Raw genomic sequence first — 718 nt, forward strand, 5'->3', positions numbered from 1 at the left:
GCCTCACACGATTTTAGCCAGGCGAGCGAGCATGATGCGGGTCATGCAGGCGTAGATGATGGCCTCGGTAGTGCGGGCAAAGCGTTCGAAATCACGGGTGAGCCGGCGGAAGCCAGTGAGCCAAGCAAAGGTGCGTTCAATCACCCAGCGTCGTGGAGCGGGCACAAAGCCGGGTTCCCCAGGTTTGCCCAGACCTTTGGAGACCTCGACCTCCAGGGGGAGGTTTGCAGCCACCCAGTCAATGAAGCTACCCCTGAAGCCCTGATCTACCCAGAGTTTGAGCAGGGTGGGGAAGTCCGGGAAGGCCTCTTGGAGCAGCTGGATTCCCCCAGCCCCCTCGTGTGTATCGGCTTTGAGCACCAGCCCCAGGGTGTCGGTGAGGATGAAGCGTTTGCGTTCCTTGACCCCCTTGTGTCCATCAAACCCGCATTCCCCACCCTGGCGACCGGTCTTGGCACTCTGGCTATCTACGATCCCGGCAGTGGGCTCGGGGTGTCTCCCGGAGGCCACCCTTACCTGCGCCCGGAGGCTCCCGTTGATCCGCTCCCAGGTTCCATCCAAACTCCACACCCTGAAGTAGTGGTAGGCGGTCTGCCAGGGCACGTGGTCGGAGGGCATCAACCGCCAGGCACAGCCTCCTCTGAGCACGTAGAAAATAGCGTTCAAGATCAGGCGCCAATCCCACTTGCGTCTGGGATGAGGCTTCAGTTCGGGCAGC

1 protein-coding gene is annotated in these 718 nt (G+C 61.6%); it reads right to left on the reverse strand.

What is annotated here, in order from left to right; all coding sequences use genetic code 11:
• Nucleotides 1-3: 3 nt before the first annotated feature.
• Nucleotides 4-718, reverse strand: a 715-nt coding sequence (locus J3L12_RS16580) for an IS5 family transposase (protein WP_208016151.1), incomplete at its 5' end; no start/stop codon positions are given.

The sequence above is a fragment of the Meiothermus sp. CFH 77666 genome (genome assembly GCF_017497985.1).
Lineage (GTDB): Bacteria > Deinococcota > Deinococci > Deinococcales > Thermaceae > Meiothermus.